Origin of the sequence: Mycobacterium aquaticum (assembly GCF_002086485.1) — a bacterium.
In the GTDB taxonomy this organism is placed as follows: Bacteria; Actinomycetota; Actinomycetes; order Mycobacteriales; family Mycobacteriaceae; genus Mycobacterium; species Mycobacterium aquaticum.
Map to the genome: position 1 here is coordinate 19,751 of NZ_MVHF01000019.1, position 26,432 is coordinate 46,182.

Here is a 26,432-nt window from a genome sequence, read left to right on the forward strand (position 1 = left end):
CGTCACACCAGCGCGGCGAGCTTGCCTGCCAGGTGTTCGACGTATCCGGCCACCTCGGACTCGGCACGGTCGGGCAGGCCGAAAAGTACCTCGGTCACGCCGAGCTCGCGCCAGTGCGCCAGCTTGTCGGCGTCCGGTTTGAAGTCCAGCGCCACGATCTGCGGTGCGCCGTCACGCCCAGCGTCCGACCAGGTGTCCTGCAGCAGTTTCACCGGCTCGTCGATGTTGAAGTCGCGCGGCGTGGTGATCCAGCCGTCGGCCGACTTCGCGATCCACTTGAAGTTCTTCTCGGTGCCTGCCGCGCCGACCAGCACCGGGATGTGCGCCTGCACGGGTTTGGGCCACGCCCACGAGGGCCCGAAGTTCACGAATTCGCCCTCGTAGGAGGCTTCTTCCTGCGTCCACAGTGCACGCATGGCTTCCAGGTATTCGCGCAGCATCGTCCTCCGACGTGCCGGCGGAACGTTGTGGTCGGCCAGTTCGTCTGTGTTCCAACCGAATCCGACACCAAGGCTGACCCGGCCGCCGGACAGGTGGTCGAGGGTCGCGATGGACTTGGCCAGGGTGATGGGGTCGTGCTCGACCGGAAGCGCGACGGCCGTCGACAGCCGCACCCGCGAAGTCACGGCGCACGCCGTACCCAACGACACCCATGGATCGAGGGTGCGCATGTAGCGGTCGTCGGGCAGCGACTCGTCGCCCGTGGTCGGATGTGCGGCCTCGCGTTTGACCGGGATGTGCGTGTGTTCGGGCACGTAGAAGGTGGTGAAGCCGTGATCGTCGGCGAGTTTGGCGGCCTTCGCGGGGGCGATGCCGCGGTCGCTGGTGAAGAGAACGAGCCCGTAGTCCATGCCAGAATTAGAACGTGTTCTAGTCCGAAGGGCAAGACCGAGGGTTCCCGGAGCACCGGCGCCGCCTGTGCGGGCCGCGATGAAAAGTTCAGCGCGAGTGTTACCCGTGACCACCTGCTGGATGTTTGCTGGTATCGGACGCCATGACGACCGAACGCATCGCCGACCACGTCAAGTTCGCCTATTGGGTGCCCAACGTCAGTGGCGGTCTGGTGACCAGCGACATCGAACAGCGGACCGACTGGAATTACGAGTACAACGCGAAATTGGCGCAGACCGCGGAGAACAACGGGTTCGAATACGCCCTGAGCCAGGTGCGCTACGAGGCCAGCTACGGCGCCGAGTTCCAGCATGAATCCACCAGCTTCAGCCTCGCGTTGTTGCTGGCAACACAGCGGCTCAAGGTCATCGCCGCGGTTCATCCAGGGCTGTGGCAACCGGCCGTGCTGGCCAAGCTGGGCGCGACCGCCGACCATCTGTCGGGCGGCAGATTCGCGGTCAACGTGGTCTCCGGCTGGTTCAAGGACGAGTTCACCCATCTGGGCGAACCCTGGCTCGAGCACGACGAGCGCTACCGCCGCAGCGCGGAGTTCCTGCAGGTGCTGCGCAAGATCTGGACCGAGGACGACGTCGATTTCCGCGGCGACTTCTACCGCATCCACGATTTCACCCTCAAGCCCAAGCCGCTCAACACCGCCGAGCGTCCCAACCCGGAGTTGTTCCAGGGTGGCAACTCGTCGGCGGCCCGGCGCAACGGCGGCTACTACGCCGACTGGTACTTCTCCAACGGCAAGGATTTCGACGGGGTGACCGAACAGGTCGTCGAGGTGCGCGACCACGCCCGCGATGCGAACCGGGAAGTGCGGTTCGGGCTCAACGGCTTCATCATCGCCCGGGACACGGAAAAAGAAGCGAAGGAGACGTTGAAGGAGATCATCGCCAAGGCCAACAAGCCCGCGGTGGAAGGGTTCCACAACGCCGTGCAGCAGGCCGGCAATTCGACCGGCGACAAGAAGGGAATGTGGGCGGACTCCAGCTTCGAAGACCTGGTGCAGTACAACGACGGATTCCGCACTCAGCTGATCGGTACGCCCGAGCAGATCGCGGAACGCATTGCCGCGTACCGCAAACGCGGCGTCGATCTGATCCTCGGCGGATTCCTGCATTTCCAAGAGGAAATCGAGTATTTCGGTGCCAAGGTGCTGCCGCTGGTGCGCGAAATCGAGGCGGCCGAACAGGATTCGGTCGATGCTCCTGTTCTGGTACCGGCTTGAGATCGGAATGACACCCGGAGCGTGTGCCACCCACACCTCCGGGTGCGCTAGCGTGGAAGATCGAAACGCTCAGGCGGTCGTGATGATGCCCGCGTGAACGCGCTACGCGACGCCCGACCAGCACAGGAGAGGTTCCATGTCCTATCCGCCCAGTAGTCCCGGATACCCGCCCACCTCGCCGTACGGTGCGCCGCAGCAGCCCGGCCGGCCCGCCGCGCCTGCGGCAGCAGCCACGCCCGCGGGGGAGAACGCGCTGCCCACCTATCTGCTCGGTGCCGTCGCCGGTCTCGGTGTGGTGACCTACCTGCTGAGCTTCGTCGGTCTCACCGAGTCGTCCACCGGTGGCTTCTCGCTGGTCTCCCACGGCGAATGGGACATCTACGCCGCCTTGCTCGCCGCCCTGGTGGCCGGGGTGAGCCTGCTGCCCAAGCAGAAGAAGCGTGCCGCGCTGGTGGCCGTGTTGTCGGCGTTCGGATTCCTGCTGGTGATCCGCAATGTCATCGCGTCGCTCGACACGGCGACGTGGGCGTACTGGGTCGTACTCGGCCTCACCCTGGTGCAGACCGGTCTCGCCCTGTGGGTGGTGCTGCTGGAGTCCGGCATCATCGCGCCGCCGGCGCCCAAGCCGCAATACGAGCCGCAGCCTCCGCAATACGGCCAGTACGGCGGCCCGTCGCAGTACTACGGCCAGCAGAGCCAGCCGCAGCACAGCGCCCAGCCCTACCAGCAGGCCCCGCCCCAGCAACAGCGTCCGGGCTACCCGTCGCAGTACGGCAGCTACTCCGGCGGTCCCAACACCGGTGGTTTCCAGGCTCAGCAGAATCCCCAGGGCGGTTCCCAGAGCGGTCCCGCAGGCGGCCACAACGGCCCGCCGACTCCGCCGACCGGTTTCCCCGCGTTCGGACAGCCGCAGCAGCAGCCGCAACAGCCGCAGCAGCAGTCGTCGTCGGGCAGCTCGAACGCTTCTGCGCCGACCACCCAGGTTCCGACGCAGCAACCGACGCAGCACTCGTCCTCACAGCAATCTGGCCCGTCACAGTCGTAAGCTGGTCCGCGCGTGCGCAACCCGCGCACGCGTGATCATCTGCGAGGAGCGGCCAACCCCGTGAGCAACCGGCCAGCCGGCACACGCCAGGCGCGTGAACTGCTTCGGGTCGCATTCGGTCCGTCCGTCGTGGCGTTGGTGGTGATCGCCGCTGTCACGCTGTTGCAGCTGCTGATCGCCAACAGCGACATGACGGGCGCGTTCGGTGCGATCGCCAGCATGTGGCTGGGGGTGCACCAGGTTCCGGTGTCCATCGGCGGCCGGGTGCTCGGGGTGATGCCGCTGCTGCCGGTGCTGTTGATGGTGTGGGGGACGGCCCGCACGACCGCGGCCGCCACGGCGCCCAACTCGTCCTGGTTCGTCACCCGCTGGGTGGTGGCGTCGGCATTGGGCGGTCCGGTGCTGATCGCCGCGGTCATGCTGGCCGTCATCCACGACGCCGCGTCGGTGCTCACCGAGCTGCAGACCCCCAGCGCGCTGCGCGCCTTCACCGGAGTGCTCGCCGTGCACGCGCTCGGCGCGGTGATCGGTGTGGGATCGAAGGTCGGCCGCCGCACCCTGCACCAGTCGCCATTGCCGAACTGGCTGCCCGACGCGTTGCGCGCGGCGATGGCCGGGGTGCTCGCCCTGTTCGGGCTGTCCGGCGTGGTCACCGCGGCCTCGCTGGTCGTCCACTGGGGCACCATGCACGACCTCTACGCCATCACCGACACCGTGCTCGGCCAGCTCAGCCTCACCCTGCTGGCCATCCTCTACATACCCAACGTGATCGTCGGGACCGCGGCCATCGCGGTCGGTTCCAGCGCCCACGTGGGGTTGGCGACGTTCAGCTCGTTCACGGTCTTCGGCGGCGACATCCCCGCGGTACCCGTGCTGGCCGCCCTGCCCACGCCGCCGCTCGGGCCGGTGTGGGTGGCGCTGCTGATCGTCGGCGCCGCGTCCGCGGTGGCGGTCGGGCAGCAGTGTGCGCGACGGCCTCTGACCCTGCTGCCCGCCGCGGCCAAGCTCGGGGTGGCGTCGGTGGTCGCGGCGGTGACCATGGCGCTGCTGGCGTACGCCGCGGGCGGTCGGCTGGGCAACTTCGGGGACGTCGGGGTGGACCAGTCGACATTCGGACCCGCGGTGTTCCTGTGGTTCGCCGGCATCGGCGGGCTGACCGTGGCGATGTCCGGCGGCATCGCCCGCAGGCCGCGACGGGTCGCCGAGCCCGCACCCGAACCGCAGGCCGCCGAGCCGTACGACGACGAACCGCTGGCCGAGCCGGATGAGCTGGACGAGTCAGAGGACCACGAAGCCGACTTCGAGCCCGAGTATCAACGCGGCTACCGGGGTGGTGACGAGGAACCTCCGCTCGACGTCGAGGAAGTCGACGCCCCCGACGAGGAGCCCATCGTGGCGTGGTCGAGCGGTGACACCACCGCCGACACCGACCACGCCGGCCACTACCCGGAGGATCCCGAGGAGCACTTCATCGCCGATCATGACGTGACCGGCGATCCGCCCCGCGACAGAGCCGACTAGGCTGCTGCGCGTGCAGCAACCGCTACATGTGCCCCCGAGCGCACCCGCACGCCTGGTCGTGTTGGCTTCGGGCACCGGATCACTGCTGGCGTCGCTACTGGCGGCCGCCGCCGACGACTACCCGGCCCGCGTGGTGGCGGTCGGAACGGATCGCGCGTGCGCGGCACTCGACATCGCAGCGGCCGCCGGGGTGAAGTCCTACACCGTCCGCTTGGGTGACCACCCCGACCGGGCAGAGTGGGACCAGGCGTTGACCGCCGCCACCGAGGCCCATGAACCTGATCTGGTGGTCTCCGCCGGATTCATGAAGATCCTTGGGCCCCAGTTCCTTTCGCGTTTCAACGGCAGGGTGGTCAACACCCATCCGGCGTTGCTGCCGAGTTTCCCGGGCGCGCACGCGGTGCCCGAGGCGCTGGCCTACGGCGTACGGGTGACCGGATGCACGGTGCATCTGGTCGACGCCGGGGTGGACACCGGGCCGATCCTCGCGCAGCACGCCGTGGAGGTGCGCGACGAGGACACCGAAGAGACTTTGCACGAGCGCATCAAGGTCGTCGAACGGCGACTTTTGGTGGACGTGCTGGCCGCGCTGGCAACCCGCGGCGTGACCTGGACCGGACGAAAGGCGACCATAGGATGAGCGACAAGCGACCGATCCGGCGCGCACTGATCAGCGTGTACGACAAGACCGGCCTTGCCGAGCTGGCCCGCGGCCTGCACGAGGCCGGGGTGACGATCGTCTCCACCGGGTCCACGGCGAAAACCATTGCCTCGGGCGGTGTTCCCGTCACCCCGGTCGAAGAGGTGACAGGTTTCCCCGAGGTGCTCGACGGCCGGGTGAAGACTCTGCACCCGCGGGTGCACGCGGGCCTGCTGGCCGACACCCGCAAGCCCGAACACCTTGCCGCCCTTCAAGAACTGAACGTCGAGGCGTTCGAGCTCGTGGTGGTCAACCTCTACCCCTTCACCGAGACCGTGGAATCCGGTGCGTCGGTCGACGAATGCGTCGAGCAGATCGACATCGGCGGACCCTCGATGGTGCGCGCCGCGGCCAAGAACCACCCGAGTGTCGCGGTAGTGGTGGACCCACTGGGTTACGACGGCGTGCTGGCCGCCGTGCGGGCCGGCGGCTTCACGCTGGACGAGCGAAAGAAACTGGCGTCCTTGGCATTCCGGCACACCGCCGAATACGACGTCGCGGTGGCCGGCTGGATGGCCTCGACGCTGGCGCCGGAAGAGCCCGCCCAACCGCTGCCGGCCTGGTTCGCCGGCACCTGGCACCGTAGCGCGGTGTTGCGCTACGGCGAGAACCCGCATCAGCAGGCCGCCGTCTACCGCGACGATTCGGCGTGGCCGGGCCTGGCGCAAGCCGAGCAGCTGCACGGCAAGGAGATGTCCTACAACAACTACACCGACGCCGATGCGGCGTGGCGGGCGGCGTTCGACCACGAAGAGATCTGCGTGGCGATCATCAAGCACGCCAACCCGTGTGGCATCGCGATCTCGTCGGTCTCGGTGGCCGACGCGCACCGCAAGGCCCACGAGTGTGATCCGCTCAGCGCGTTCGGCGGCGTCATCGCCTCGAACACCGAGGTCAGCGTCGAGATGGCGGAGACCGTCGCCGACGTCTTCACCGAGGTCATCATCGCCCCGGCCTACGAGCCCGGTGCGGTAGAAGTGCTCGCGCGCAAGAAGAACGTCCGCATCCTGGTCGCGTCCGAGCCTTTGGTCGGCGGAGTCGAGATGCGCCCGATCAGCGGCGGGTTGCTGCTGCAGGACCGCGACGCGCTCGACGCCGAAGGCGACGACCCGAACAACTGGACGCTGGCCACCGGCAATCCGGCCGACGAGCAGACGTTGGCCGACCTGGTCTTCGCCTGGCGGGCGTGCCGGGCGGTCAAGTCCAACGCGATCGTGGTGGCCAAGGACGGCGCGACCGTCGGCGTCGGTATGGGACAGGTCAACCGGGTCGACGCGGCGGCGCTGGCCGTGCAGCGGGCAGGGGACCGGGTGGTGGGCGCGGTCGCGGCCTCCGACGCGTTCTTCCCGTTCCCCGACGGGCTCGAGACGCTGACGCAGGCCGGGGTCAAGGCCATCGTGCATCCGGGCGGGTCCATGCGCGACGACGTGGTCACCGAAGCGGCCGCCAAGGCCGGTATCAGCCTGTACCTCACTGGTGCACGGCATTTCGCACATTAATATTGGCGACCATGGCGACTGCGTCGAAAAGGGCCGTTGCGCTGGCGGCTGCGGCGCTGGTGTTGACGTCGTGCACACATCTGGCCGACGGCCACCCGGTGGCATCGCAAGACCTGCTGGCAGCCGCGAAAACCGGGGAGCTCAAGTGCAACCCGGTTGACGCGCCGCTGGTCACGGTGCCTCGGGTGGATGCCGACGAGCCCACCATCAGGATTCCCCAGCCTCCTGGCTGGGAACGGGTGGAGGGCCGCGACACCGATCTGCTGCGCTACACGATGAGCAATGCCAGCCTGCAGAACGGCAATTTCAAGCCGACCATCGTGATCGCGCTGGAGAGCGTCGCTGATGCGATGACACCGGACGAAGTGTTCGCCGCACAGCGCAAGTCGATCGCCACCCTCGGCGTGCCCGAGAGCGCCATGAAGACCGAGAACATCACGATCTGCGGGCTGCCTGCGCAGACCGTGAACTACCAGATACCGCAGATGGGTGTGCTGCAGCCGCACCCGGCCATCGCATTGTTCGTGGCCTACCGCAGTGAACTGCGCACGTACTGCGCAGGATTGACGGTGCAGACCACGGCCCCTGACAACCTGACGTACAAGCGGGACTCCGAGATGATGGTGTCGGGCTTTCAGGTGCTGCCGGTCAAGAACCCGTAGCCGGCGTCAGGCGCTGACCTCGTCTTCGACCTCGGCCGTCACGAATTCGATGAACGATGTGATCTCGTCGACGGCGCGGCGGGCGTCGGGGTTGACGTCGAAGCTCAGCTGGAACATGTGCATCGCCCGTTCCCACACCTGAACCCATACGGGAATTCCGTCCGCGGTGAGCCGGTCGGCCAGGGCGAAGGCATCGTTGAGCAGCATTTCGTGAGTGCCGACCTGGAGCAGGAACGGCCCGAGGCCGTGCAGGTCGGCTTCCGGTGGCATGACGGGTGTGGGTCGGGTGCCGTTGACGGTGGCGAACACGTCGTAGATGAACTTGACCGTTATGAACGGGAACATCACATCCCGATGTTGTTGCAGGGCACGGTATTTGAGCTCCATGTCCGACGAGGTCAACGGCGAGAGCAGCACCTGGCCGGCCGGCGGCACCAGGCCGGCGTCGCGGGCGGCGATCGCGGTGTCGGCGGCGATCAGCCCGCCTGCCGAATCACCGGCCAGCACAATGCGATTGGGCTCATAACCGAGCGAGAGCACATACCGGTAGGCGTCGAGGCCATCGGCGACGGCGTCTTCGATGCCGGCCTGCGGGGCGAGTCGGTAGCCCACGTTCAACACCCGGGCTCCGGTGCTGGCCGACAGTTTCGAGACGAACCGCCGGTGCGAGTTCAGCCCGAGCGTCACGAGCGCCGAGCCGTGCATGTACACGATCACCGATTCGGACTCACGCGATTGGGAGGCCACTACCCACTCGGCCGGGCAATTCGGCAACGCGACCGGCGTCACCTCGGTACCCGGCAGCGGCGGGACGATGCGCAGCGGGCGGTCGATCACGTCGAGATGAGCGCGCTGCAGCAGCGCCGGTGCGACGCGATTGATGCCGAGGCCGATCAGCGTCAACAGGCCCAGCAACGGTCGGAAGAATATCGCCGACCCGATGCCGAGGGCTCTGGACTGCCACGCAGCCGGTCCGAAGTGCACCGTTGTCGGCCGAGAATGCCAATCTAGCGAATTCACGATACCGAGGGTATCGGGTAACTCGGGTGAGGCAAAACGCGGTGTCGGCTCAGGGCATCACGATGGTGGCCTGAGCGTCGATGACCTTGTTGATGTCGGTCAGCGAGCTCATGTCGCGGTACAGCGAGTCGGCGTTGATCTGCAGGACGAACGCCCCACCCGGGATCGGCATCGTCACCGTCTTCTGGGTGATGGCGCGGCGCCGGCCGTCCTTGACGTACGAGCCGCCCAGGGACACCGACGGGAACCCGTTGAGATTGCCGCGGGTGACCCCGCCGACCGGCTCGTACTCCGCGAGGTTCTGCAGTTCGTTCGGCGCGAACTCGAGCAGCTTGTTGGTGTCGACGTCGCCGACGAGCTTGGAGATCAACGAGATCACCGACGGCGGATCCGTCGGGGTCACGCTGTCGTTGACGATCGCCGAGTAGGCCCACGCCGGAGTGCGGTTGCCTGCGTCGGTCCACGGCGGCGGGGTGGGCATGGTGAACACCGGTGCGCCCGGGTCGGCACGGTGAATGGGCGTTTCGGCGATCTTGTTGTCGCGGATGTAGTCGGCGATGGTGTACGAGTGGCCCGGCGGTTGCGGCGGCGTGGATGCCGTCGTCGTCGGGCTCGTCGACGCCGCGGCCGTCGTGGTCTGGGGCCCGGGAGCGGCATCGTCGCCACCCGACGTCACCGCCAGCGTGACTCCACCGACGATCAGGACGACGGCGGCGAGCGCGCCCGCGATCAGCAGGCCTTTGCGCTTGCCACCCGACTTCTTCACCGGTGCCACGTAGGGCAGCGGCGGGGGACCGAAGTTGGTCGCGGGCGCAGGCGGCATCGGGGGATTGGTCGGTGGTTTGCGGGGAGGCTCTGCCACGGACCACGACGAGGTGAAGACGGGAGGCTCCGACGGCGGTGTGGGCCGCGGCGCCGGTGCGCTCGACGGATTCGACGGGGACATCGGCCGCGGTGGGACAGGCATGGGCGGCGGTGCCATCGGGGGCGTGGCCAGAGGCTTCTGGGCCACCGGCGGCGGGGGCGCGAGCGCAGGCATCTTGAGGGTCGCGGAGGCGCCCGCGGCGGCCTCGGCCAACGCGTTGGCGAAGTCGTGGCAGGTGTCGTACCGGTCCTTGGGATCTTTCGCCAAACCCTTGGCCATCACCGAATCGAACACGGCCAGTTCGGGTTTGGTGGCCGCGAGCTTGGGAACCGGGGAGCTCAGGTGGTGGCTGATGACGACTGCCGGGTTGCTGTGCGCATACGGCGGCGACCCGGTGAACAAGCGGTAGGCGGTGGCGGCCAGCGAGTACTGGTCGGCCCGGCCATCGAGGGTCTGGCCCATCAGCTGTTCGGGCGCCGTGTAGGACATCGAGCCCACCGTGATGTTGGTGGACGTCAGCCCGTTCACCTCGTCGGCCCGGCGTGCGATGCCGAAGTCGGTGAGCATGATCCTGCGTTTGGCGCCGTGTTTGCCGGCGACCAGTATGTTGGCCGGTTTGACGTCGCGGTGCAGCAGCTTTCGTTGATGCGCGTAGTCCAGCGCGTCGCCCACCGCGGCTATGATCTCGATCACATCGGCGGCAGGCATCCCCGTCGGATACACGTCGTGCAGCAGCCGGGCGGCGTCGTGGCCGTCGACGTAGTCCATCGAGATCCACAACCGGCCTTCGAACTCGCCCCGATCGTGGACGCCCACGATGTGTGGGTGCCACAGCGTGGCGGCCATGTCGGCTTCGCGGATGAACCGCTGCCGGAACTCATTATCTGCGCTAACGGTCTGCGGAAGCACTTTGAGGGCGTCCTCGCGCGGCAGCCTGGGATGGGCCGCCAGATAGACCTCGCCCATGCCACCAGTGCCCACCAACCTGACGATGGTGAACCCCGCGAAGACTTGACCGCTAGCCAACGGCATGGGCGCAGACTACCGGTCGAGTGGCAGTCGCCACGACTTTGTAGCCCTATGGTGACCGCAAGTCAGACCGGTGACCATGCCGAGCCGCCGGAGCAGTCGTAGCTTGGTGTAGTGAGCCAATCCAAGGATCTGCCTCGGACGGTCGGTGAGCTGCGTGCATCCGGGCATCGTGAGCGAGGCGTCAAAGCCGAAATCCGGGAGAATCTTCTGGCTGCCCTTGCCGACCGGCGTGACGTATGGCCCGGCATCTTGGGCTTCGACGACACCGTGATTCCGCAACTGGAGCGGGCACTGATCGCCGGGCACGACGTGGTGCTGCTCGGCGAACGCGGTCAGGGCAAGACGCGCTTGCTGCGGGCGCTGACCGGGCTGCTCGACGAGTGGACACCGGTGATCGCCGGAGCCGAACTGGGTGAGCACCCCTACAGCCCGATCACGCCGGAATCCATCCGGCGCGCTGCCGATTCCGGTGAGGACCTGCCGATCGAATGGCGGCACCGCAGCGAGCGGTACACCGAGAAGCTCGCCACTCCTGACACCAGCGTTGCGGACCTGGTCGGTGACATCGACCCGATCAAGGTGGCCGAGGGCCGCAGCCTCGGCGATCCCGAAACCATCGCCTACGGCCTGATTCCGCGGGCACATCGCGGCATCGTGGCGGTCAACGAGCTGCCCGACCTCGCCGAGCGGATCCAGGTGTCGATGCTCAACGTCATGGAGGAGCGCGACATCCAGGTGCGTGGCTACACCCTGCGGCTGCCGCTCGACGTGCTCGTGGTGGCCAGCGCCAACCCCGAGGACTACACCAACCGCGGTCGCATCATCACCCCGCTCAAGGACCGGTTCGGCGCCGAGATCCGCACGCACTACCCGCTGGAGATCGAATCCGAGGTCGGAGTGATACGCCAAGAGGCGCATCTGTCCGCCGAGGTGCCCGATTATCTGCTCGGCGTGCTCGCCCGCTTCTCCCGCAATCTGCGTGAGTCCAGCTCGATCGATCAGCGTTCCGGTGTGTCGGCGCGGTTCGCCATCGCCGCGGCCGAGACGGTCGCCGCGTCGGCCCGGCACCGCGCGGCGATCATCGGCGAGGACGATCCGGTGGCGCGCGTGGTGGACCTCGCCACCGTGATCGACGTGCTGCGCGGCAAGTTGGAGTTCGAGACCGGCGAGGAAGGCCGCGAGCAGGCAGTGCTGGAGCATCTGCTGCGCCGGGCCACCGCCGACACCGCGCAGCGGCTGTTGGGTGGCATCGACGTCGGCCCCGTGGTGGCTGCCGTGGAGGAGGGTTCTCCGGTGACCACCGGCGAGCGGGTGTCGGCCAAGGACGTGTTGGCCGCTCTGCCCGCCCTGCCTGCGCTGGATGCGGTGGCCGCGCGACTGGGAGCCCGGTCGGTCGGAGAACGGGCCGCAGCGGTCGAACTGGCCCTGGAAGCGCTCTATCTGGCCAAGCGCATCGACAAGGTGTCGGGCGAGGGGGAGACGGTCTATGGCTAGTGGCCACGCGGCCAGAGGGCACGGGCACACCTCGCGGTATTCGCGATACAGCGGCGGCCCCGATCCTCTGGCGCCGCCGATCGATCTGCGCGACGCACTCGAGCAGATCGGCCAGAACGTGATGGAGGGCAGCTCGCCGCGGCGCGCGCTCTCGGAGTTGCTGCGTCGCGGGACGCGTGACATGCGTGGTACTGACCGGTTGGCCGCCGAGGCCAATCGGCGGCGGCGGGAACTACTGTCCCGCAACAATCTTGACGGCACGTTGCAGGAGATCAAGAAGCTGCTCGACGAGGCCGTGCTTGCCGAGCGCAAGGAGCTCGCCCGGGCGCTCGACGACGACGCCCGGTTCGGCGAACTGCAGCTCGAGTCGCTGTCGCCGTCACCCGCCAAGGCCGTGCAGGAACTCTCGGAGTACTCGTGGCGCTCGCCGGAGGCCCGCGAAAAGTACGAGCAGATCAAGGATCTGCTCGGTCGTGAGATGCTCGACCAGCGGTTCGCCGGGATGAAGCAGGCGCTGGAGAACGCCACCGACGAGGACCGCCAGCGGGTCAACGACATGCTCGACGACTTGAACGACTTGCTGGACAAGCACGCTCGCGGCGAGGACACCGAGCAGGATTTTCAAGACTTCATGGACAAGCACGGCGAGTTCTTCCCGGAGAACCCGTCGAACATCGACGAGCTGCTCGATTCGCTGGCCCAGCGTGCGGCCGCTGCGCAGCGCTTCCGCAACAGCCTCTCGGCGCAGCAGCGCGCCGAGCTGGATGCCTTGGCGGAGCAGGCTTTCGGCTCTCCCTCGCTGATGAACGCGCTGAATCGGCTCGACGCACACCTGCAAGCCGCCCGCCCCGGCGAGGACTGGTCGGGTTCGCAGCGGTTCTCCGGCGACAATCCGATGGGCATGGGCGAGGGCGCGCAGGCGCTCTCCGACATCGCCGAACTGGAGCAGCTCGCCGACGCGCTGTCGCAGAGCTATTCCGGGGCCACGATGGAGGACGTCGACCTCGATGCGCTGGCGCGTCAGCTCGGCGACCAGGCCGCCGTCGACGCCCGCACGCTCGCCGAGCTGGAGCGGGCCCTGGTCAACCAGGGCTTCCTCGACCGTGGCTCCGACGGGCAGTGGCGGCTGTCGCCCAAAGCCATGCGTCAGCTCGGCCAGACCGCACTGCGTGATGTGGCACAACAACTTTCGGGTCGGCACGGAGAACGCGACACCCGTCGGGCCGGTGCGGCCGGTGAGCTGACCGGGGCGACCCGGCCCTGGCAGTTCGGCGACACCGAGCCGTGGAACGTCACCCGCACGGTGACCAACGCGGTGCTGCGGCAGGCCGGCACCGGTGTCGTGGAGCGGCCCATTCGGTTCGCCGTCGAAGACGTCGAGATCTCCGAGACCGAGACCCGCACCCAGGCCTGTGTAGCGCTACTGGTGGATACCTCGTTCTCCATGGTCATGGAGAACCGCTGGTTGCCGATGAAGCGCACGGCGCTGGCGTTGCACCACCTCGTCAGCACACGCTTCCGGTCAGATGCGCTGCAGATCATCGCTTTCGGGCGCTACGCGCGCACGGTCAGCGCGGCCGAGTTGACCGCGCTGGAAGGGGTTTACGAGCAGGGCACCAATCTGCACCATGCGCTGGCGCTGGCGTCGCGGCATCTGCGCCGGCACCCCAATGCGCAGCCCGTCGTGCTCGTGGTCACCGACGGCGAACCCACCGCGCACCTGGAGGGGTACGACGACGGCTCCGAAGTATTCTTCGACTACCCGCCGCACCCCCGCACCATCGCGCACACCGTGCGGGGTTTCGACGAGGTGGCCCGGCTCGGTGCGCAGGTGACGATCTTCCGGCTCGGCAGTGATCCAGGGCTGGCCAGGTTCATCGACCAGGTGGCGCGGCGCGTCGCAGGCCGCGTCGTGGTGCCCGACCTCGACGGACTGGGCGCCGCGGTTGTCGGCGACTATCTGCGATCCCGCCGACGTTGACCTTGTGCCCGTCGGACCAGCCGCCGGACGATTTCGTGGCCTGCCATGACCGCGTGCAGGGCACCCCACTCGGCAGGGATGTAATCGCGTGTCCGCACCAATCGGGCTGCCAATTCCGGTGATTCGTCGCGCAGTATGCGCCGGGCCCGGCGGGCGTGAAAAGTGTTCGACGCGATCTTGATGGCCGGGGCGTCGGCCAGGAGCGGAATCGAATTCTTGATGTTCTCGACCGTCGTCCGCGATTGGTCGTCGAGGCGAATGTTGGCCGCCGGAACTCCGCGGGAGACAACGGCGTAGTTGGCCATCATCTGGGCTTCCGAGAGCTCGGAGCGCACGGCTCCGCCGGAGAACACGAAGCGCGCCTGCGACGGATCGGTCGAGCGCATGGCGATGCGCACGCGCCAGCGGTGCAGGAGCGGCTCGGGGCAGCCGAGCACGAGGATGGCCTCGCCGGGCGTTATGCGGCTCGGGTCAAGGCGGTCGGCCGGCAGCGCTTCTCGGGACGCCTGCCATGTTCTCCACTCACACCATGCCAATCCCGCACCGGCCGTGACCGTCGCGAGACGGAGGTATCTGGTCCACGTGCTCATGGCGCCATTATCGTGCGCCCACTTCGACGCAAGTGTCGCGCTGCGGGCCGCGCAACGACATTTGCGTCGAATTCGAGGCTGCGGGAGCCGAAATCCCGCTGCGTGCGTCTAAGCAGATGTGCGCACTCCGTTTGTCGGCAGCAACGCCGTCGCCGCAGGTCATCTCACCAAGGGCCAGCTGCGACACCGGTACCGGCCCATCTATCGCGACGTGTACGTGCCGCTGCGACACCAGGTATCCCTGCGGGATCGGATTCTCGGCGCGGCGCTCACGTCCGACGGGGTGATCGCCGGCGTGGCTGCGTCGGCGATCCATGGCGCCAAGTGGGTCGGTGACGACGTTCCCGTCGAGCTGGTCGCGGCCGGCAGGCACCAGCGCGGTCTGGTGATCCGCTACGACACGCTGCACGACGATGAGGTCACCACGGTCGCCGGAGTCCGCGTCACCACGCCCGCGCGCACCGCGTTCGACTTGGGCCGCCGCCTGCCGCGCGGCAGGGCAGTCGAATGCCTGGACGCCCTCATGAATGCCTGCCCGTTCTCGATCGAGGACGTCATGCTGATCGCCAAACGCCATCCCGGGGTGCGGGGGCTGCGTCGTCTGCGGGTGGCGTTGCCACTTGTCGACGGCGGAGCGGAGTCACCGAGGGAGACCTGGTTGCGGCTCCTGTTCGTCGACGCGGGATTACCCAGGCCGACCACACAATTCGTGGTGTATGACCACGGCCGCTACGTGCGACGGCTTGACATGTGCTGGGAAGAGTTCAAGGTCGGGGCCGAATATGACGGCGAGCAACACCTCACCAGCCGCGCCCAGTACGCCCTGGATGTTCGGGTGAACCGCGTGCTGCAGCGACTCGGGTGGCACGTCATCCACGTCATCAAAGAGGACTATGGCCAGGACATCGTCGAGCAGGCGCGCAGTGCGCTGCTGGCACGCGGCTGGCAGGGTACGGTTACCGCCCGAGCAGGGTGTCCGTGAGCGCGTCCGCCGAGCCGACCGTGACGAGCGCGCGGGCATGCTCGACGGGTTCTCCGTATCCCCAGTCCACCAGGATGGTCGGAACGCCGTGCTCGGCCGCGCCGATGACGTCGTGCAGGCGGTCGCCGACCATCACCGGATTGCTGGTGTCGACGCCGTCGGCGCTCAGGCGACGCAGTGCCTCGCCCACGATCGACGCCTTGTCGCTGATGGCTTCGTCTCTCGACGCACCGGAGACCGTGACGAAATAGCGTGCCAGCCCCAACCGTTCGAGCACCTCGATCGCGGTGTGCTCGGGTTTCGACGTTGCCACCGCCATCGGAATGCTTTGTTGCGCAAGTGCTTCGAGAGCGGGAAGGATCTCGCCGAACGGCCGGATGTCGGCGTTGCCGATCCGTTGATAGTGCTTACGATAGACCTGTCGCGCGTGCTCGGCTGTCGCGTCGTCGAAGCCGAACCGCACCCGGAACGACTCTGCCGGTGGCGGTCCCACCCACGTGCGCAGTTCGTCGGGTGGCGGGACGGGCAGGCCCAATTCGTTGAGCGTCGCGGCGAAGGATTCGGTGATGTTCTTGGCCGAGTTCGCGATGGTGCCGTCGAGATCGAACAGCACGCAGGTCCACGTCATGGCTGAGGAGCTCACTCGCCAACCCTAATGGGGTCGAGCGCGCCGATCGTGGCGTCGACCCTGCGGCCGGCGGTTTCGTGCAGGGTGAACGCGGCGGCGATCGCCATCAGCCCCGTCACGATGAGGATGGCCGACGGCGACACCGGGCTACCGGTCGCGGCGATCAACCAGGTCGCGACGTAGGGCGCCGTTCCGCCGAAGATCGCGACCGAGATGTTGAAGCCGATCGAGAAGCCGGCGTACCGCACGCGGCTGGGGAAGATCTCCACCATCGCCGCACCGGAGGCCGACATGAACATTGCCAGGCACACTCCCATGGCCGCGTGCACACTCACGATCAACGCCGTGTTGGCGGTGGAGAACGCGGCGAAGGCGGGGAAGACGATCAGCGTGCTGGTTACGGCACCCAGGATGATGACGGGCTTGCGCCCGAATTGGTCGGAAAACCAGGCGAATACAAATATCGCCACCGCCGCCGCGCACAGGCAGATGACGGTCGACGCCGATGCCATGCCGAACGAGAACCCGACCTGCGACTGTAGGTAGGTCTGCATGTAGACGAAGATGAAGTAGAACGCTGCGGCCTGGAACGCGATGCAGCCGATGACTTGGATGACCTGGCGGCGGCTAGCCGTCAAGGCATCTTTGACAGGCGTCTGGCTCACTTCGCCGGTGCTCTGCAGCCGCTCGAATTCGGCCGTGTCGTTCAGGCGCAGACGCAGGTACAGCCCGACGAGCCCCAGTGGACCCGCGATGAGAAACGGTATGCGCCAACCCCAGTCGAACATCGCCGCATGGCTGAGGATGGCGTTGAGGGTGAGCACCAACACCGACGCGACCGCATTGGCGAGGTAACTCGAGCAGTGCCAGAAGCTGACCGTGCGGGCGCGTCGCCCCCGGGCCGCGGATTCGACGAGAAACGTTGCCGCCCCGCCAGGTTCGCCGCCTGCCGCGAAGCCTTGCAGGATGCGCAGGACGACGAGCAGGACCGGCGCGGCTATGCCGATGCTGGCATAGCCGGGCAGCAAGCCGACGGCAAAGGTGGATGCTGACATCAAGAGAATCGCGGTGGCCAGGATCTTCTTGCGCCCGACCTTGTCGCCGAGCCGCCCGAACACGAAACCGCCGATCGGATTCATCAGGAACGCCACGCCGAACGCGGCGAACGTCGCGAGCAGGCTGGCGGCCGGATTCTCGGAGGGGAAGAAGATCTGGCCGAGCAGCACGGCCAGAAATCCGTAGGCCGCAAAGTCGAACCAGGTGATGAAGTTGCCGATCGCTGCTGCCGTGATGGCACGGCGCAGGTCTGCGCCCTGCAACTGGCCCTCGTGTTCAGTCACGCTGTCGACCCCTGTCGCGGCGCTTGCCATGTGCATCCCGATCTGCCAAATTGTGGATTGTCGACCTGTCGACAAAATAGCGGAGAGTGCTCCACCTCACAACCCACCAACGAGAACGGGAGAGTCGATGGCAACGAAAGTCAGGCTTCTGCACGAACGCTTGGCCGCCGTAGTGAGCCAACTTCGGCACGGAGAGATGGTCGTCGTCGCCGACGCAGGCAGCGGTACGTCACCGGCCAGCCTGGTGCCGCTGTCGCCTGAAGTCGAGGTGATCGACGTGGGCATCGCGCCAGGGGTGCCCACCGTTGCCGATCTCGTCTCGGTGCTGTGGGAGGTCGGCGATTTCGAGGCGGCCATCGTCACCGAGGAGATGGCGACGGCCAACCCGGCGGGGCGCCGATTCGTCTCGGACCTCGTGGGCGACGGCAACGTGCATGAATTACGTTATCTCCCAGACTTTTACCGGGTGCGTGACCGGGCGAAGGTATTCATCCAGACCGGCGACTACGCGGTCCATGGCAATGTCGTGCTGGTGGCGGGTTACCCGAGTCCGCCGATTCCGATGGCGTGGCTGACCTCGTCGACGTGGTTCGCCGAACTCGGCGAGGCGTGAGATGCCTTTTCTCGACGGCGAACGCGGCCGGTTCTACTACCGGCACTGGGATGTCGAGGCGCCACGAGCCCAGGTCCTGCTGCTTCACGGTTTCGGCGAGCACACGGGGCACTATCACCGCCTCGCCGGCCAACTCAACGCCGTGGGCCTCGACGTGTGGGGTCCCGACCACATCGGCCACGGCCATACCGGGGGATCGTCCGGCATGTTCGGGTCGGTCGGTGACCTGGTGTCGAACGCTGCTGTGCTGCTGGACGCGATGGCGGCCAGGCGGTTGCCGGTGGTGATCGTCGGGCACTCCCTCGGGGCGGTGACCGGCGCCATGCTTGCTCTCGAAAAGCCCGCTTCTGCAAAGGGTCTGGTGATGACCGGTGCGCCGCTGTGGGGTCTACCGGAACTTGGCCAGCAAGACCTTGTCATGTCCGCCGACGAGGCTTACCTGGATGCTCTGGCGAATGACCCGCTGGGCTTCGACACCGCGCCGGCCGAGCCGAATCTGTGGCGGGCGCTCGAACCCGCCGGGTATGACGTCCGGCGCGCATTGCCTGCACTCGACATGCCGGTCCTGTTGATCAACGGCGAGCACGACGTATTCGCCTCGCCGGCCAAGGCCGCCGAATTTGCCGCCCAACTCCGACGCGGCCGGTCGATGTCGATCCGCGGCGGCCATCACGATATTCCGAACGACGTCCCGCACCGCCGTGTCGCGGCATTGATCGCTGACGCTTGTCTCGACGCGGTCGGCGAGAAGCCCGCCGAGTTCGACGAAAACGCTGCTCCGGCGCCGTGAACACGACACTGCCGTCGAATTCGAGCTACCCTCCAATTGTGCACTTGTCGACAATCAGCAATATCGCTATGCTGACCACGAGCGGTTCGCTCGGACGATTCGCGGTCACGAAGACCGCTCCCAGTGCAAAGGACACACGATGACCAAGAAGCTCGGCGGCATCCTTGCCGCGGTATCCACCCCGTTCGGTGCCGATGGCGAGGTCGACGAGAGCCGGTTGCGGTCCCACGTCGACTTCCTGATCGACAACGGTCTACACGGCCTGGTGCCCGGCGGCAGCACCGGTGAGTTCGCGGCGCTGACGCTCGACGAGCGCAAGCGGGTCAACGAGATCGTCATCGAGCAGGCGGCCGGGCGCGTTCCTGTTGCGCCGCAGACGGGTTCGACGCGGACCGCTGATGCGATCGAGTTGTCCAAGCATGCGGCCGCCGCCGGGGCCGACGCGGTCCTGCTGGTGCAGCCGTTCTATGAAGCACCGACGCGCCGCGAGGTCATCGAGTACTTCGCCACTGTCGGCGAATCGGCGGGCATCCCGGTGATCGCATACAACCTGCCCGGCGTGACCGGCATGAACCTGGACCGGCCGTTCTATCGCGAGCTGCTCGAGCGCACCGACGCAGTGAAATACATCAAGGACACCTCGGGGTCCATCGAGCAGGCGTTCGACCTGATCTTCAATCTCGGCGACGCCATCGACACCTTCGTCGGCTGGGACACCATCGTGCTGCCGGCGTTCTCGGCGGGTGCCGCCGGATCCATCTGGGGCGCACCGAATTTCGCGCCGAAGGAATGTGTCGCCATCTTCGAGCTGGCCAAGGAGGGCAAGACCGCCGAGGCCTTGGCCATCTTCAAGCGCTTGTGGAACGTGTTCGACTTCCTGGGCAAGGAAGGCTATGCCGTGTCGACCAAGGCGGTCGCGCAGGCCGTCGGTATCGATCTGGGCAGCCCCCGCGCACCGTACGGCGAGCTGGAACCCGAAAAGCTCGACGAATTGCGCAAGCTGGTCGCCGAGACCGGACTCAACTACGCCTAACGTTCTGTTTCGGGAAGTGTCGCCGGGGTCGTGGCTGCAACCGCGGCCCCGGCGACACGAGCGCGCAGAGCCGAGGAGGACGCATGCGCTGGAGCCGGATGGTCAACGTGGTGAAGTGCCATGTGGGCGGTGAGATCAACAACGTCGTCACCGGTGGTATCGGCGACGTGCCTGGCGCAACCGTGTTCGAGAAGATGAAATTCTTCCGCGACCACGACGACGACCTGCGCAAGCTGCTGCTGCACGAACCCCGCGGCGCCGTCACTCACTGCGTGAATTACGTTGTGCCGGCGACGGATCCAGAAGCTCAGTTGGGCTACGTGATCGCCGAGTCGACAGAGTACCCGGCGATGTCCGGCTCCAACACCATCTGTGTCACCACCGCGCTCTTGGAGACCGGGATGATCCGCATGACCGAACCGGTCACCGATGTCGTCCTCGAGGCGCCCGCCGGGCTCATCCGGATCCGCTGCACCTGTCAGGACGGCAAGGTGACCAGCGTCGAGTTCGAGAATCAGCCCGCGTTCGCCTACCGGTTGGCCGCGCCGCTGGAGCTGGAGGGGTACCCGACGCTGAGCGTCGACGTGGCCTGGGGTGGCATGGCCTACGTGCTGGCGTCGGCGCAGGAGCTGGGCCTGCAGCTGACCCCCGACGAGGCCAGGGACCTGTGTGAGCTCGGTCAGCGCGTGAAAACCGCTGCTGCCGAACAGATCCCGGTGACTCATCCGGAGAACCCCGAGTTCGCGGGCATCACCCAGACGGAGTTCGTCGGCCCGCTCGACCGTGCCGATGGCGTGCTGACGTCGCGCAACGCCGTCGTCGTCTCGCCCGGACGCCTCGACCGCTCACCGTGCGGCACGGGCACCTCGGCCCGGCTCGCGGTGCTCAAGGCCCAGGGCTTGATCGATGTCGGTGAGCCGTTCATCCACGAGTCGGTGATCGGCTCGAAGTTCGGCGCCCGGATCGACCGCATGAGCACCGTCGGGCCGTATGAGGCCGTCGTCCCGCGGATCAGCGGCCAGGCCTACATCACCGAGATCAGTCAGGTCGGGCTCGACCCGGCCGATCCTTTCCCGACGGGTTACAAGCTCTCCGACACCTGGCCGGTGTGACCGCGCACGACCTCCCCGAGATTGACGAAAGTGCAGTGCGCAGGCGCGCTCAGCGGCATTTTCGTCGAATTCGGCGCGGGATGCCTAGGCTGGACGCCACGACCCGTCCAAGTCCGGAGAGGGGATGCATGTCTCAGGTGGCAGAGCCGGAACCCGACGACCAGACCAATGAGCCGACCGAGATCACATTCGACGAACATTTGCACCCCGCGCGGCCTCGGGCGTTGCGGTTTCGCCCCAGGGTCAAGTCGCCGTTCGTCCGCCGTTCGGTGGCGCAGGACGGACCCGCCACCGGGGACAACCCGGCATACGTGTCCTGGCTGCTGAGCCAGTCGATGCTGGCCGATGCCAACGAGATCAGCCAGCAGTTCTCGGGCCAGGGCTCGATGTGGCAGAACCCCTATGCCACGCCGAGCCCCCGGGGTGCCGTGGACACCGCGGCGGTGTGGTTCACCGCGTATCCGCTTTCGCTGATCACCCGGCCGGGGGAGTCGTTTCTCAAGGCCATGGCCGATGAGGAGATGTGGAAGGCGTTCGCCGAGATCGGCGTCGACGCGATCCACACCGGTCCGGTCAAACGGGCGGGCGGCATCTCGGGCTGGCAGCTGACGCCCAGTGTCGACGGGCACTTCGACCGGATCAGCACGCAGATCGACCCGGCATTCGGGACCGAGGAAGAGTTCCGCCAGATGTGCGGGACAGCCAACTGGTACGGCGGCACCATCATCGACGACATCGTGCCCGGGCACACCGGCAAGGGCGCGGACTTCCGGCTGGCCGAGATGAAGTACGCCGACTATCCCGGCATCTACCACATGGTCGAGGTCGATCCGCTGGATTGGGATCACCTGCCCGAGGTCCCGGCCGGGCAGGATTCGGTCAACATCGACACGGCCACCGAGGATTGGCTCGACAAGGCCGGGTACATCATCGGTCGGCTGCAGCGCGTGATCTTCTACGCCGAGGGCGTCAAGGAGACCAACTGGAGCGTCACCCGCCCGGTGGTGGGCATCGACGGTGTCGAGCGGCGCTGGGTCTATCTGCACTACTTCAAGGACGGGCAGCCGTCCATCAACTGGCTGGACCCGTCGTTCGCGGGTATGCGGCTGGTGATCGGCGATGCGCTGCATTCGCTGGCAGACCTGGGCACCGGTGGACTTCGCCTGGACGCCAACGGTTTTCTGGGTGCGGAGAAGACCGCGGCCGAGGACAGCACCGCATGGTCGGAGGGGCATCCGCTGTCGGAGGCGGCCAACCATCTGATTGCCAGCATGGTCCGCAAGGTGGGTGGGTTCACGTTCCAGGAGTTGAACCTGACCATCGACGACATCCGGGAGATCGGGGAAGCCGGCGCCGACTTGTCCTACGACTTCATCAACCGCCCCGCCTACCAGCACGCGTTGGCCACCGCCGACACCGAGTTCCTCCGGCTGACGCTGCGCACCACGCTCGAACTCGGCGTGGAGCCGGCTTCGCTGGTGCACGCGTTGCAGAACCACGACGAGCTGACCTACGAGCTCGTCCACTGGTCGACCGGCCACCGCGACGACATCTACACCTTCCGAGGCGAGGAGGTCACCGGAGAAGCGCTCGGCGACATCATCCGTAGGGATCTCACGGAGAAGCTCACCGGTGAGAATGCCCCGTACAACCTGGTTTTCACCACGAACGGCATCGCCTGCACCACCGCTACCGTCATCGCCGCGACTCTGGGTATCACCGATCTCGACGAGATCGAGGATGTCGATCGGATCCGGCGGGCGCACCTGTTGCTGGCGATGTTCAACGCGTTGCAGCCGGGCGTGTTCGCGCTGTCGGGCTGGGACATGTGCGGGATGCTGACGCTGCCGCGCGGCGACGTCGAGGAATTGCTGCACGGTGGCGACACGCGTTGGATTCACCGTGCCGCACACGATCTGATGGGGCACAACCCGACGGCGACTCGGTCGATCGCCGGGATGCCAAGGGGGAGAAGCCTTTACGGGTCAATCCCGGAGCAGCTCGCCGACGAGACCAGTTTCCTGCGACAGCTGCAGGCCATTCTGCGGGTGCGCAAGCACTACGAGATCGCCACCAGCCGTCAGGTCGACATCCCCGAGGTGTCCCATCGCGGCATGCTGGTGCTCGTCCACGAACTCGCCAGCGGTGACCATCAGCTCACGGTGCTCAACTTCGCCAACGAGGAGATCGCGGGCACCGTCCGCTCAAAAGCGCTGCCACCCGGCGCGTCGGTGTCGGACATGTTCACCGGTAAGCACTTGGCCACGGTCGACGACCTGCACAGCTTCGCCATCGAAATGCCCGCCCACCACGGCATGTCGCTGCTGGTGGACGGATTGCCTACGCCGCGGGGCGAAGCCGCGAAATGATGCCGTCGATATCGATGGCAAACATCTCGGGGCGGAACACGTGGCCGCCGGGAACCTCATGCCAGTCCTGGGGAATGCCTGCGGCGTCGAGCAATCCGCGGAACTCGCGCTGCCCGGCGAGCACCTCGGTCTCGTTGGCGCTGTCGAACCAGTTGATCGGGTCCGGGCTGGTGCCCGCCACCAGGAAAATCCGCTTGTTGCGGTAACTTTCGATGCGCTCGACCGGGTTGTCTGCGCTGACCCTGGCCTGGTCCCACAGCGGTGCGCCGTAAACGGTGCCGCCGGCCAGGTCGAGTACCGCCGACGTGATGTTGGCCCAGTGCACGACGAGTCCGAAGTCGCGACGCAGGCTCGCCGGCCCGGAGTGGGCGCTCACCGACGCGAAATGGCCGTAGTACTTGGCGGCATACTTCAGGGCGCCGAAGCCGCCCATCGAGAATCCGCCCACTGCGCGTCCGTCGTATTCGGCATAGGCGCGGAAGTTCGCTTCGATCCAGGGCAGCAACTGGGCGATGTGGAATGTCTCCCAGTTGCGCGGGCCGACGAATGAGGCGACCGGGTTGGAGTACCAGCCCGCGTGCCCGCCGTCGGGCATCACCACGATGATCGGCTTTCCCACGGTCCAGTCGCGGATACCCATGAAGTCGAACGAGCGGAAATCGTCGTTGCCGCCGTGGAACATGTACAGCACGGGATAGGTACGCCCGCTGGTGTGATAGTCGTCGGGCAGTAGCACATTGACGCCGGGGTTCCAGCCGATCGCGTCGGTTTGGAAGCGGTAGTACCACAGCCGCGGGTCGCTCTCGTTGCGGTCGACGATGCGAAGACCGAACCCGTCGCTGCGGCCGGCGAAGATCACCAGCGACTGCCCGACCGACAGGGCGTTGGGGTTGGCGATGCCGTTGACAGTGGCGATGACGGGGAAGTAGTTGGCGTCACCGTAGAAGCGCAACGCCAGTGCCGACAACGTATCCCCGGCGACGACGCGGTATTTCGTGACGTTCGGAATGATCAGCTGCTGGCCCGCGACCAGGGCTGCGTTGTCGGCGATGCCGCTGGACGCGGCGATCAAGTGGGCCAGGCCCGCGTCGCCGTAGAAGCGCACCGCCAAGTCCGCCAAGGTGTCTCCCGCGGCGGCGGGGTACCGGGTGAAGTCGGGAAAGATGAGCTGTTGCCCGATATTGATGACGCTGGGGTCGGTGACGCCGCTGGCGGTGGCGACCAGCCGGTAAAGCTCGGCTTCGCCGTAGTACCGCAACGCCAATGCCCACAGTGTTTCTCCCGCGACCACCGTGTGTGTTCTGACCATTTCGTCTCACTCCCCTCGCGTTGAAACAGGCTCTACTTCGATTGTGCGCCCGTTTCTGGGGAATCGGTGGAACGGAATTGGTAGCCGGCCGATTCGTCGTCGACGCGCCACACGTCGACCTCGCCGTCGATGAAGCAGACGAGCCAGCAGATGCCCGAGGCGGACGGCACCGTCATCGCGATCTGGGCCCACGGGGTGTACCGATGGGGGTTGCGCAGGTCCAGACGCCGTACGTATTGGCGCACCCGCACTTCCGGATCGGTCGTAGCGGTGCCGTCCTCCTCGGTCATGACAGGCTCAAGATGACCTGCTTGGTGCGGGTGAACTCCTCCAGCCCCGCGGTGCCGCCTTCTTTGCCGTAGCCCGAACCCTTGAAACCGCCGAGCGGGCCTTCGGGGCCGACGGCCATGTGGTTGTTGACCCACACCACGCCGGCTTCAATTGCGTTGACATTGCGCAAGGCTCGGCCGATGTCGCGGGTCCATACGGAGGCGGCCAGCCCTTGTTCGACGGCGTTGGCCTTGGCGATCGCGTCGGCTTCGTCGGTGAATGTCTGCACCGTCGCCACCGGTCCGAAGATCTCCTGCTGTACCAGATCGTCGTCCTGGCCGACACCGGTGATCAGGGTGGGCTCGAAGAAGAAGCCCGGCCGGTCCAGCGCGTGACCACCGGTGACGAGTTCGGCGCCGGCGGACCGGCCGTCAACCAGCCCCACCACCCGATCACGCTGGATCTGCGAGATGAGCGGTCCCAGAACCGTGTTGGGGTCCGAGGCGTCCCCGACGGTGACGGCCGTGAGCTGATCGGCCAGTGCTGCGACGAAGGTGTCGTGGATCTTCTCGCTGACCAGCATCCGGGTCGCCGACATGCATTCCTGGCCTGCGTTGAACAGGACGCCGTTGGTCAGGATGGGGAGCGCGGCTTCCAGATCGACGTCGTCATAGATGATCACCGGGGCATTGCCGCCCAGTTCGAGCACCACGCGCTTCGGGCTGCCGCCGGCGGCAGCAGCGATCTTGCGCCCGGCCGCGGTCGAACCGGTGAACGACACCAGGCTCACGTCGGGGTGGCGCACAAGCGCATCGCCGATCACGCCTCCGGATCCATGGACGATGTTGAGCACGCCGGGTGGCAGCACCTCCTGGGCCAGTTCGGCGAAGCGGATGGTGGCCAGCGGCGTGAGCTCGGCCGGTTTGATCACCACGGTGTTGCCTGCCGCCAGCGCGGGGCCGAGCTTCCACACCGCCTGCCACAGCGGGAAATTCCACGGCGTGATGCCGAGCACAACACCGAGTGGTTCGCGTCGGGTGTAGGTGGTGTTGTTCTCGACGAACTCGCCGGCAGCCTGGCCGGTGAGAACGCGTGCGGCACCGGCGAAGTGACGCAGCGCGCCCGCGATGCCGGGGAGTTCCACATCCCGGGCGGCGGTGGTGGGCTTGCCCGCGTCAATGGTCTCGAGTCGGGCCAGTTCGTCGATGTTGTCCTCGAGGACCTGGACCAGTTGGTGCAGCAGTTCGGATCGGGCGCCCGGAGTGCGCGCCGCCCAGGCGGGAAACGCTGCGCGGGCCGCGGCGACGGCGCCGTCGGCGTCGTCGACGGTGGACTCGGTCACCTCGGCGATGACCTCACCTGTCGACGGGTTGAGCACCTGGCGGGTCTGGTCGGAGGATCCGGGAAGTGTCTTGCCGTCAATGAGATTCGCGACGGAGATGGACATGGCAG

23 protein-coding genes are annotated in these 26,432 nt (G+C 66.9%); 14 read left to right on the forward strand and 9 right to left on the reverse strand.

Annotation, left to right across the window (positions count from 1 at the left end; genetic code table 11):
• Positions 1–2: 2 nt before the first annotated feature.
• Positions 3–851, reverse strand: coding sequence for an LLM class F420-dependent oxidoreductase (locus BST13_RS18860; protein WP_083165554.1), 849 nt, complete (start codon positions 849–851; stop codon positions 3–5).
• 143 nt (positions 852–994) lie between these two features.
• Between BST13_RS18860 and sfnG the strand changes: the two genes are divergently transcribed.
• The 6 genes from sfnG (at position 995) to BST13_RS18890 (ending at position 7,552) form a co-directional block, all read left to right on the forward strand.
• Positions 995–2,125, forward strand: a complete 1,131-nt coding sequence (gene sfnG / locus BST13_RS18865; RefSeq protein ID WP_083165555.1) for a dimethylsulfone monooxygenase SfnG — start codon at positions 995–997, stop codon at positions 2,123–2,125.
• A gap of 136 nt (positions 2,126–2,261) precedes the next feature.
• A complete protein-coding gene (locus tag BST13_RS18870) occupies positions 2,262–3,170 on the forward strand; it encodes a DUF5336 domain-containing protein (protein WP_083165556.1) in 909 nt (302 codons plus the stop codon).
• Positions 3,171–3,230: 60 nt separating this feature from the next.
• Entirely contained in the window at positions 3,231–4,691 is a 1,461-nt protein-coding gene (locus BST13_RS18875) for a cell division protein PerM (RefSeq protein WP_083165639.1), read from the forward strand.
• Positions 4,692–4,701: 10 nt separating this feature from the next.
• A complete protein-coding gene (gene purN, locus BST13_RS18880; RefSeq protein WP_083165557.1) occupies positions 4,702–5,331 on the forward strand; it encodes a phosphoribosylglycinamide formyltransferase in 630 nt (209 codons plus the stop codon).
• Positions 5,328–6,890 carry a bifunctional phosphoribosylaminoimidazolecarboxamide formyltransferase/IMP cyclohydrolase gene (gene purH / locus BST13_RS18885; protein ID WP_083165558.1) on the forward strand — a complete coding sequence of 521 codons (1,563 nt, stop codon included), beginning with the start codon at positions 5,328–5,330 and terminating at the stop codon, positions 6,888–6,890. Before purN ends, purH begins: the two co-directional genes overlap by 4 nt.
• Before the next feature lie 11 nt (positions 6,891–6,901).
• Complete coding sequence (locus BST13_RS18890) at positions 6,902–7,552, forward strand: LpqN/LpqT family lipoprotein (protein WP_083165559.1); 651 nt, start codon at positions 6,902–6,904, stop codon at positions 7,550–7,552.
• Positions 7,553–7,558: 6 nt separating this feature from the next.
• Here BST13_RS18890 and BST13_RS18895 read toward each other — a convergent pair whose 3' ends face one another.
• Together BST13_RS18895 and BST13_RS18900 are read right to left on the reverse strand one after the other, a co-directional pair.
• The gene (locus BST13_RS18895) at positions 7,559–8,572 is read right to left on the reverse strand and encodes an alpha/beta hydrolase (RefSeq protein WP_083165560.1); all 1,014 of its coding nucleotides are present in this window, start codon (positions 8,570–8,572) and stop codon (positions 7,559–7,561) included.
• A 49-nt stretch (positions 8,573–8,621) separates the two neighbouring features.
• Entirely contained in the window at positions 8,622–10,469 is a 1,848-nt protein-coding gene (locus BST13_RS18900; protein WP_083165561.1) for an LpqN/LpqT family lipoprotein, read from the reverse strand.
• A gap of 111 nt (positions 10,470–10,580) precedes the next feature.
• Here BST13_RS18900 and BST13_RS18905 point away from each other — a divergent pair, with 111 nt between their 5' ends.
• Positions 10,581–11,963: a sigma 54-interacting transcriptional regulator gene (locus BST13_RS18905; RefSeq protein WP_083165562.1), complete on the forward strand. Its 1,383-nt coding sequence runs from the start codon at positions 10,581–10,583 to the stop codon at positions 11,961–11,963.
• Positions 11,956–13,944, forward strand: coding sequence for a vWA domain-containing protein (locus BST13_RS18910; protein ID WP_083165563.1), 1,989 nt, complete (start codon positions 11,956–11,958; stop codon positions 13,942–13,944). The genes BST13_RS18905 and BST13_RS18910 overlap by 8 nt, the downstream gene beginning before the upstream one ends.
• Here the strand turns inward: BST13_RS18910 and BST13_RS18915 are convergent.
• Entirely contained in the window at positions 13,920–14,534 is a 615-nt protein-coding gene (locus BST13_RS18915) for a YdcF family protein (protein ID WP_083165564.1), read from the reverse strand. The two genes, BST13_RS18910 and BST13_RS18915, sit on opposite strands and share 25 nt — an antisense overlap.
• Positions 14,535–14,652: 118 nt before the next feature.
• On the opposite strand from BST13_RS18915, the gene BST13_RS18920 reads away from it, so the two are divergent.
• Positions 14,653–15,516, forward strand: a complete 864-nt coding sequence (locus tag BST13_RS18920; protein WP_083165565.1) for a hypothetical protein — start codon at positions 14,653–14,655, stop codon at positions 15,514–15,516.
• On the opposite strand, the gene BST13_RS18925 is transcribed toward BST13_RS18920, so the two are convergent.
• Positions 15,491–16,159: an HAD hydrolase-like protein gene (locus BST13_RS18925; protein WP_211296121.1), complete on the reverse strand. Its 669-nt coding sequence runs from the start codon at positions 16,157–16,159 to the stop codon at positions 15,491–15,493. The two genes, BST13_RS18920 and BST13_RS18925, sit on opposite strands and share 26 nt — an antisense overlap.
• Entirely contained in the window at positions 16,156–17,484 is a 1,329-nt protein-coding gene (locus BST13_RS18930; protein ID WP_083165640.1) for an MFS transporter, read from the reverse strand. The genes BST13_RS18925 and BST13_RS18930 overlap by 4 nt, the downstream gene beginning before the upstream one ends.
• 127 nt (positions 17,485–17,611) lie before the next feature.
• On the opposite strand from BST13_RS18930, the gene BST13_RS18935 reads away from it, so the two are divergent.
• The 5 genes from BST13_RS18935 to treS all read left to right on the forward strand — a co-directional run bounded on the left by BST13_RS18935 (position 17,612) and on the right by treS (position 23,401).
• Positions 17,612–18,097, forward strand: a complete 486-nt coding sequence (locus BST13_RS18935; RefSeq protein ID WP_083165567.1) for an RbsD/FucU domain-containing protein — start codon at positions 17,612–17,614, stop codon at positions 18,095–18,097.
• Between the two features lies 1 nt (position 18,098).
• Positions 18,099–18,887, forward strand: a complete 789-nt coding sequence (locus BST13_RS18940) for an alpha/beta hydrolase (protein ID WP_083165568.1) — start codon at positions 18,099–18,101, stop codon at positions 18,885–18,887.
• Positions 18,888–19,026: 139 nt separating this feature from the next.
• Positions 19,027–19,920, forward strand: coding sequence for a dihydrodipicolinate synthase family protein (locus BST13_RS18945; protein WP_083165569.1), 894 nt, complete (start codon positions 19,027–19,029; stop codon positions 19,918–19,920).
• 83 nt (positions 19,921–20,003) lie between these two features.
• Positions 20,004–21,032: a proline racemase family protein gene (locus tag BST13_RS18950; RefSeq protein ID WP_083165570.1), complete on the forward strand. Its 1,029-nt coding sequence runs from the start codon at positions 20,004–20,006 to the stop codon at positions 21,030–21,032.
• Positions 21,033–21,160: 128 nt separating this feature from the next.
• Positions 21,161–23,401: a maltose alpha-D-glucosyltransferase gene (gene treS / locus BST13_RS18955; RefSeq protein ID WP_083165571.1), complete on the forward strand. Its 2,241-nt coding sequence runs from the start codon at positions 21,161–21,163 to the stop codon at positions 23,399–23,401.
• Here treS and BST13_RS18960 read toward each other — a convergent pair.
• From BST13_RS18960 to BST13_RS18970, 3 genes are read right to left on the reverse strand one after another with little or no spacing between them, the layout of a single operon-like run.
• The gene (locus tag BST13_RS18960) at positions 23,373–24,710 is read right to left on the reverse strand and encodes an alpha/beta hydrolase-fold protein (protein WP_083165572.1); all 1,338 of its coding nucleotides are present in this window, start codon (positions 24,708–24,710) and stop codon (positions 23,373–23,375) included. The two genes, treS and BST13_RS18960, sit on opposite strands and share 29 nt — an antisense overlap.
• A gap of 32 nt (positions 24,711–24,742) precedes the next feature.
• Positions 24,743–25,000: a hypothetical protein gene (locus BST13_RS18965; RefSeq protein ID WP_083165573.1), complete on the reverse strand. Its 258-nt coding sequence runs from the start codon at positions 24,998–25,000 to the stop codon at positions 24,743–24,745.
• Entirely contained in the window at positions 24,997–26,427 is a 1,431-nt protein-coding gene (locus tag BST13_RS18970; RefSeq protein ID WP_083165574.1) for an aldehyde dehydrogenase family protein, read from the reverse strand. The genes BST13_RS18965 and BST13_RS18970 overlap by 4 nt, the downstream gene beginning before the upstream one ends.
• Positions 26,428–26,432 lie beyond the last annotated feature (5 nt).

Bases quoted from the DNA above. Each gene is read 5' to 3' on its own strand.
- BST13_RS18860 (WP_083165554.1), bottom strand. From the start codon at position 851: ATGGACTACGGGCTCGTTCTCTTCACCAGCGACCGCGGCATCGCCCCC.
- sfnG (WP_083165555.1), top strand. From the start codon at position 995: ATGACGACCGAACGCATCGCCGACCACGTCAAGTTCGCCTATTGGGTG.
- BST13_RS18870 (WP_083165556.1), top strand. From the start codon at position 2,262: ATGTCCTATCCGCCCAGTAGTCCCGGATACCCGCCCACCTCGCCGTAC.
- purH (WP_083165558.1), top strand. From the start codon at position 5,328: ATGAGCGACAAGCGACCGATCCGGCGCGCACTGATCAGCGTGTACGAC.
- BST13_RS18890 (WP_083165559.1), top strand. From the start codon at position 6,902: ATGGCGACTGCGTCGAAAAGGGCCGTTGCGCTGGCGGCTGCGGCGCTG.
- BST13_RS18900 (WP_083165561.1), bottom strand. From the start codon at position 10,469: ATGCCGTTGGCTAGCGGTCAAGTCTTCGCGGGGTTCACCATCGTCAGG.
- BST13_RS18910 (WP_083165563.1), top strand. From the start codon at position 11,956: ATGGCTAGTGGCCACGCGGCCAGAGGGCACGGGCACACCTCGCGGTAT.
- BST13_RS18915 (WP_083165564.1), bottom strand. From the start codon at position 14,534: ATGAGCACGTGGACCAGATACCTCCGTCTCGCGACGGTCACGGCCGGT.
- BST13_RS18935 (WP_083165567.1), top strand. From the start codon at position 17,612: ATGGCAACGAAAGTCAGGCTTCTGCACGAACGCTTGGCCGCCGTAGTG.
- BST13_RS18940 (WP_083165568.1), top strand. From the start codon at position 18,099: ATGCCTTTTCTCGACGGCGAACGCGGCCGGTTCTACTACCGGCACTGG.
- BST13_RS18945 (WP_083165569.1), top strand. From the start codon at position 19,027: ATGACCAAGAAGCTCGGCGGCATCCTTGCCGCGGTATCCACCCCGTTC.
- BST13_RS18950 (WP_083165570.1), top strand. From the start codon at position 20,004: ATGCGCTGGAGCCGGATGGTCAACGTGGTGAAGTGCCATGTGGGCGGT.
- treS (WP_083165571.1), top strand. From the start codon at position 21,161: ATGTCTCAGGTGGCAGAGCCGGAACCCGACGACCAGACCAATGAGCCG.
- BST13_RS18960 (WP_083165572.1), bottom strand. From the start codon at position 24,710: ATGGTCAGAACACACACGGTGGTCGCGGGAGAAACACTGTGGGCATTG.
- BST13_RS18965 (WP_083165573.1), bottom strand. From the start codon at position 25,000: ATGACCGAGGAGGACGGCACCGCTACGACCGATCCGGAAGTGCGGGTG.
- BST13_RS18970 (WP_083165574.1), bottom strand. From the start codon at position 26,427: ATGTCCATCTCCGTCGCGAATCTCATTGACGGCAAGACACTTCCCGGA.